The following is a 6,837-nucleotide window of genomic DNA, read 5'->3' as shown; positions in this document are numbered from 1 at the left end:
GGCTAAAATCTACCTGCTTCTACATAATCCTAGAGCATATCCGCATCACTTACGTCTACAGCAGTTCTGACTGGCAGCTGACTACAAGCAATTGGGAGCAAGCATCGCCGACCCACGCCATGGGCACCTACAACTAATGTGGCAACTAATGTGGCAACTAATGTGGTAATTCTTTGATGATCATAAGGGCTATAGTCATTAGGGTCACTCTTGGACAAATGTAAGTAGGGGCATCTGACTGCCTGACACATCTGGGTGAAACCGATGCGTATCAGGCTCGACACTGTAACGACTGAATCCGTGAGAACCAGATGCGATCATAAAAATCCTCACGGGCTTTTTGAGAAGCAAAGCACGGTTGCGGGTCTTTGGGTAGCAAGGGGATAGGTGTTAAAAGTGGACGACCTTTGTGGAGAACTCCCATTAGCCAGCGCAGACCGATTTTCAGGTAGCTGATACCCCTTTGCCAATGAGGATCAACCTGCCGTCGCAGACCGTTAAGTTGAACGGCCATACCTTGAGTTGTGCTGTAGAGTAGAGCCACAGCAGCGACTAGGTAGAGTCGTTCGAGAGCGCTCGCGGAACGGATACGGGACTCTTCAAGTTTAAAGGCTCCTGACTTACTATCCAAAAATAATTCCTCGACCCGGAACCTCAAACCGTATTGCCACAAAGTTTTTAAATTGGGGGTTTCATCGGTTATGACTGCCCAGGGGTCTTTGACCCCTTTGATGTTGGCTAACACTAAATGAGAACGGTATTCCCCATCTTGCCATAAGCCCACATGGCGATAAAACACCGCTTCTCCTTTTGGCGGCCAAAGATAACTGAGTTCAATGGGATAGCGACGGGGACCGTGCAAATGGACATCACAGGGCAGCCGCAGACAGTAATGCCAATTGCTCCGTTGCAACCATTTCATCAGGGCATGGTTGGCAAAGCCCCGGTCGGCTAAGAGCATCACATCGGTATGTTGACGCAATATCCACCGGGCTTGGCGTAATAATGGCTGATATTCCTTGAAGGCCACCGTGGCACTACCATGCTCTAATACAAGCCAGAGAAATGGTACGGCACGACCACAACACACCACTGACAGATGAATCATACAATAACGATTCCAAAGCACTGTAGTATCTAGGGCTAGGTACAGACGGTGGGACTGCCAATCTTTCAATGCCAATAGCATCAAGGGAGTGTATAGCCCCTTCACGCCAATGAGCCGATTGCTCACAAACCGATGCCACCGACGTTCAAAGCTCTGAGCCAGTTTTGCTCGGCTCGATATCCCAGGCACTCAGGCTCAGCTGACCGCTGCTAATTAAGGCACTTACCATCCAAGCTAAGGTTTTTAGATGGCGCAGATCCCGATAGTTGCTGTATTGACGCAGGAAGTTTAACAGTTGATCATGAATTTGGGTAGAGTTGGACATGCTCTCATGGGCTGGTTGTGTCGTGACACTAGCCTCGCATATCCCTCTACCCCTTTTTTTCTCAAATAAGCGCGATCGCTCTGGCCCTACCACTTGTCTTTGACCGTCCCCTCACCACCGGCAACCATAACCTACGCAGAATCAGGTTTTGAGGCACTTGTGTCAGGCACTCAGGGTTCTGGGTGTTCAGGCATAGGAACTGCCGTAGGTGCTGGACACAGAATGTATGGTGTTTGGGGAGTCGGACCACATCCACCCTGAACCATAGTATCTTGCTGATCTAGATCATTGAGAAAGGTTTCCTCATCGGATAACAACTCAAAACCGATGGGTAACTCAGAAATTTCCATTATTAGTTTTCCTCCATAGGAGTGTGACGGATGACTTTCTTCAAGATTTCTGTAAGTCTACAAATTCTGTTTTAGATAAAAATCTCAGTTTCATGTCGCCATTTTGGCGAGTTTTTAGTGGAAAACTAGAGTATCAATAGATAAAGAGAAATGGGATAACTGCTGAAAATATAACAGTATGATTATTGATTGTTAACTGTTGATTGTTGATTGTTGTACGGTTAGGCACAAGACTTGCCCCTACTATCGGTTAACTTCTCAAGGGTAAACAACAAACATTTTCTCTTTAAGTCGTGCATCTACTGATCATCTACTAATATTGTGCAACCACTATCATCTGAAACGATTTCCTCATATCTATTGGATATAGGGCTGTGTACTCCGTCAGACCTAGAATCTATCCAGGTGAAATCGGCTGCCCCTGCTAAGAATTTCAATTTACTGGTGAGCTTTTCAGATCATCGTCAGCTACTGGTTAAGCAGGAAAGACCCCATAATGGTGGTCTTATAAATTATGAATTTTTCAATGAGTGGCAATTTCATCGCTGGCTGCAGCAGTTCCCCGACCAACACTGTCTAGCTTCATCAGTTTCCCAGATCCTTCATTTTGATCCCGATCATTGCATCCTGATCTACAACTATCTAAATAACTATCTCGACCTGTTTAATTTCTACTATCAAAACCAAGTTTTCCCTGAAGCGATCGCAACTGATATCGGAACAGTTTTAGGCAACCTCCATCGTGTTACCTTCAATCAACCAGAATGTCGGAATTTTCTAGACCAGGTACCAAAGGGGACATCTCCCTATCGCTTTGGTAATCCAGCTAAAGGAATCGGACGGCTTAGCCCAGAGATGTTTGGCTCAATCCCTAACAATGCCTTAAAGTTCTTTGTTCTATATCAACGTTACCCTAGTCTGGGAAATGCGATCGCAGATTTGGAAACTGACTGGCATCCGAGTTGCCTAACCCACAATGACTTAAAATTGAACAACATTTTGGTTCATAGAGAGTGGGAGCAATTCTCAACATCTTCACCACCCGATCAGAGCATGGTGCGACTGATTGATTGGGAACGTTGTGCCTGGGGAGATCCAGCCTTTGACCTTGGAACCATAATCGCCAGCTACCTGGGTATCTGGTTAAGTAGCTTAGTGGTAGACCCCACGATTAAATTAGAAGAATCCTTGCGTCTAGCAGTGACTCCTTTACAAGTGCTTCAACCCTCCATCGCTGCTCTAACCCAAGCCTATCTTACCGCTTTTCCCGGGATTGATTCGGCTCGTCCCAACTGGCTTAAACGAGTAGTTCAGTTTACCGGTTTGGCACTGATTCACCAAATTCAGGCAATGATTTACTATCAGAAATCCTTTGATAATACTGGAATCTGTATGCTCCAGGTTGCCAAAAGTCTACTCTGCCGACCACAACAATCTGTGCCAACAGTTTTTGGGATCTCAGAATCACAACTGATATCAAATCCGGTAATCCCCTAGAAAAGGGTTTTGAGCATACCTGTGAATTGTCAATTGAAAACTGCTATTTAGACCTCATCTAATTTTAAATTAAATTACGATGCTATTTGACAACCCTTTTCCTAATCAACAGCAAGCAGCTCTGGAAGACATTGTTAACAATATTGAAATCCAGTCCAATTTTTGTATCAACCATCCCAACTATCAACCCTTCACCATAGCTGATGAAACAGTAGCCCGCTTTCAGCAACTCCCTCAAGACATACAGCATAAGTATCTCAGCTTACTGCTGAGAAATTTCCTCTACGGCATTTATTACAATGGCTATCTGCGCACTCCCCTGGCACTTCACACCAATTCAGCCGATATAGCACCCCATCAAAACTTAGAGAACAATACCCTGCTGGGAATAGACCTAGATTTTTACCAACGACTCCACGCCAACAATCAAGGCACAGGCTACTTTGATGCCAATTGGCAGGTAATCTCAGAAGAAAGCGATGGTTCAATAGCCGTCACCAAAGGTAGTTTGACTATGCATATTGAACGGGAGATTCATCTCAAATCTGAGGAAAAATCTGCTACTATCGGCAGCCTCGTTGCCATCCGGATGCCCAAAAATTTGATGCAAAATGGCTTTTATGTAGCAGTGGGTAATGTTGGTCAAGAGCGACAGGGCAATGGTGATATCGATTCTAAAACAGCACGGATCTACTTTAATCTGACACCAGATGGAGCCCTTGCTGTCATGGATAGCATGACAAAATATTTGAATGCAGCAGCAATTCCTTTCACATTTAAAGTTCTATACAATCCATCGGAATACAAACGCCATGACTGCGGAGTACTCTACTTTGAGCGCTGTGATTCTGAAGTGGTCTTTGGGGTGATGCAAACCATATATCTACCAAACCGCTGCCATTTTCGCCCAGAAGTGCCTTTATTCACCAAGTTTTTGGCACCGGGATTGAGTTTTGCCGAAGAACCAACCAAAAAATTTACCTCTCAAGAAAGTTTTGGCATGAACCGCTGCCAAATTGTAGCGAATGGTTTAATGCAGGCTTGGCAAAACGGTAATAACACTCCAGAGGAGCGCCTCAACGCCATCCGCCAACAATTTTCTGAGTTAGGAATTGAATGGGAACGTCCTTACCTCAATCATGACTAAAGCTGCCCACAGCAAATTATGGGGAAAGGAGGGAAGAGGGGGAAGTTTGAAAAGCTTACACAATTGCTCCTACAGATGGTATGGGGGTCAGACTCGTAGTTAATTCGCCCACAGTAGCAAAAACAGGACTTAGGCAAAACTGGGCAACAAACGCGCTTATGTAAGCTAATAAGCATTTAAATTTCCGCTCGATCCACTTGTGCAAAAGCCGGTATACCATCTCCCCATCTCCCCATCTCCCTATCTCCCTATCTCCCCATCTCCCCATCTCCCCATCAGCGCGCCTCTTCACAATTTAAATACATTAAATACAATTTAAATGTGTGACAGCTTAGTAGAGTCCGAAGCGAGACCCTACAGGTATAGTCCCTAGGTAAGTCCTAAAAATATATAGCGCTATACAAAATTAGTCCACCTAGATGGAGTTGCTTGGTGTAGCCCAAAGCTTTAGCCTTAGGCCATTAGACTGAGTGCTCCTCGCTGCCACCATCCAAGTCATCAGTCTCAAGACGGATGTGGCAATTGACCTCAGGTATATTTAGCGTCTTTAAGAAAAATTCATCAAAAATTTTTAGCTCTGTCAGGATTTTATGAAAAACTCGTGAAAGTTGTATTAGTCATTCATCCGGGATTACACAGAACATTAATTGCTCAACGTCACTGCTGACAAATGAGTAATACTAAATGGTTAATTATATGGTAACAATATAAAAATATAAATGGTAATTTTTTATCCATTTTTTATTTTTCCTGTAGGTTAATTAACCCTGTGAAGTCTACCTATTACTCCGTCAATAATTAAGTGAGAGGTAAACTTTTTTTTATAATAGGAAGATTTCAGCCATGCATTAGGGTTTACTAATTAATCGTTTTAGAAAAAAAACAGTACGTTAAGTAACCCTTGCCCCAAAATTTAAATAGTAATCAAAAGTCGAGACTTGCCTCAATCAAGGGCAGAGAATACGTAGGTTTAGGTACGGTTAAAACCTAGGGTGTTCATAGGATTGCGAAACTTTCTACACAATTCCTACATAGTTTAAATCTACTCTATAAAAAGTGACGAGTTAATCGACATTATAATTCCTAGTTCATCATGATGCAGTCAAGGTTAAAAACTTCTAGCCAGGCAGGGTTAATCAATGAAGCTGCTGTAGTGCAGTTACCGATCCGCATGAGCAGACTCGAAGCAATAAAATTTAAAGAAACCTGTGATCAGCTTCTTCAAAAACCTTATTGTCCTAAACTGATCATTGCCGACTTGAGTCAGACAGGGTTTATCGATAGTAGCGGAATTGGTGCCTTAGTAAGGAATCACAAAATCACTCAGGAAAACGGAGTTTCACTAATACTAAGGGGTATAAATCCTCCAGTTATGGCTGTCTTGGTCATGACTGGGCTAGACAAAAAATTAATTCTAGACCCCTCATATAACCCGACAACAATAGCTGTCAATTGGTCAAAGGCTAAGTTACCCACAACTCACCCATCTACACGCTCTTGGGCTAAGCGATGCTTAGATATACTGGGGGGAATAGTAGGTTTAGGAATTACGGCCATATTATTTATTCCCATTGCGATCGCAATTAAACTCGATAGTCCTGGCCCAATCTTCTTTAGTCAAATTCGCTGTGGTTGGATAGGTAAGGGATTTCGGATCTGGAAATTCCGCTCGATGTATACTGATGCGGAAGCCCAGAAAGATAGCGTTCAAAATCAATCTAAGGATGCCAAGATATTCAAAAACGAAAATGACCCTAGAATCACCAGGGTGGGTCGGTTTTTGAGGAAAACTAGTTTGGATGAACTACCTCAGTTCTGGAATGTCATTAAAGGTGAAATGAGTTTGGTGGGTACTAGACCACCGGTACCTAAGGAAGTGGACATCTATGAGGTTCCAGAGTGGCAACGGTTGAATGTTAAACCTGGAATGACTGGAGAGTGGCAGGTGCATGGGCGATCGCAAGTTCGGGATTTTGCAGATATCATTAAACTGGATTTACGCTACCAACGAAACTGGAGCTTAATGTATGACCTTAAGCTCATTATAAAAACCATTTTTATCTTGTTGTCGAAAAATAATGGAGCCGTTTAGTATGAAAAAAACTCGGTAAAATTCCGGATATAAATTAAATATAATGGTAAATAGATTAGAGTATTCTCTAGGAATAGGTTTTCCAGTAAACAAGCATGAAAGTTGCCCTAGTTCATGATTATCTAACGCAAAAAGGTGGAGCAGAACGGGTATTTGAACTGCTTTGTAAGCGCTTCCCTAGTGCTGATGTATTCACATCCTTGTATGATGCCCAGAACACCATTGACCTAGGTGAGCGCCTAGTGCATACCACCGGACTTCAGAACATTCCAGGGTCAACGAAATACTTCAGACTCTTGGCTCCGTTTTACTATCCAG

The 6,837-nt window shown here is 43.3% G+C and carries 7 protein-coding genes and 1 pseudogene; 4 read left to right on the top strand and 4 right to left on the bottom strand.

All coding sequences use genetic code 11. The features are described 5' to 3' along the window. Positions 1–271 precede the first annotated feature (271 nt). The 3 genes from F6K57_RS34055 to F6K57_RS34045 form a co-directional block, all read right to left on the bottom strand. On the bottom strand, positions 272–1,297 hold the full coding sequence (locus tag F6K57_RS34055; RefSeq protein ID WP_293072346.1) for a transposase: 1,026 nt from the start codon (positions 1,295–1,297) through the stop codon (positions 272–274). Then, the gene (locus F6K57_RS34050; protein WP_293072345.1) at positions 1,254–1,526 is read right to left on the bottom strand and encodes a hypothetical protein; all 273 of its coding nucleotides are present in this window, start codon (positions 1,524–1,526) and stop codon (positions 1,254–1,256) included. The genes F6K57_RS34055 and F6K57_RS34050 overlap by 44 nt, the downstream gene beginning before the upstream one ends. A 77-nt stretch (positions 1,527–1,603) precedes the next feature. After that, a complete protein-coding gene (locus tag F6K57_RS34045) occupies positions 1,604–1,783 on the bottom strand; it encodes a hypothetical protein (RefSeq protein ID WP_293072344.1) in 180 nt (59 codons plus the stop codon). 444 nt (positions 1,784–2,227) lie between these two features. Here F6K57_RS34045 and F6K57_RS34040 point away from each other — a divergent pair, with 444 nt between their 5' ends. Continuing rightward, a complete protein-coding gene (locus F6K57_RS34040) occupies positions 2,228–3,280 on the top strand; it encodes a phosphotransferase (protein ID WP_293072343.1) in 1,053 nt (350 codons plus the stop codon). A gap of 79 nt (positions 3,281–3,359) precedes the next feature. Continuing rightward, positions 3,360–4,427: a T3SS effector HopA1 family protein gene (locus F6K57_RS34035; RefSeq protein WP_293072342.1), complete on the top strand. Its 1,068-nt coding sequence runs from the start codon at positions 3,360–3,362 to the stop codon at positions 4,425–4,427. A 55-nt stretch (positions 4,428–4,482) separates the two neighbouring features. On the opposite strand, the gene F6K57_RS34030 is transcribed toward F6K57_RS34035, so the two are convergent. Beyond that, entirely contained in the window at positions 4,483–4,719 is a 237-nt protein-coding gene (locus F6K57_RS34030) for a hypothetical protein (protein WP_293072341.1), read from the bottom strand. Positions 4,720–5,523: 804 nt separating this feature from the next. Between F6K57_RS34030 and F6K57_RS34025 the strand changes: the two genes are divergently transcribed. Then, positions 5,524–6,519, top strand: a complete 996-nt coding sequence (locus F6K57_RS34025; protein ID WP_293072347.1) for a sugar transferase — start codon at positions 5,524–5,526, stop codon at positions 6,517–6,519. Between the two features lie 95 nt (positions 6,520–6,614). Beyond that, positions 6,615–6,837: pseudogene (locus tag F6K57_RS34020) on the top strand (glycosyltransferase family 4 protein); the annotation flags it as partial.

The organism is Moorena sp. SIO4A5, from assembly GCF_010672005.1.
In the GTDB taxonomy this organism is placed as follows: Bacteria; Cyanobacteriota; Cyanobacteriia; order Cyanobacteriales; family Coleofasciculaceae; genus Moorena.
The sequence above is the reverse complement of the archived record's forward strand: the minus strand, read 5'-3'. Positions and strand labels throughout refer to the sequence as shown.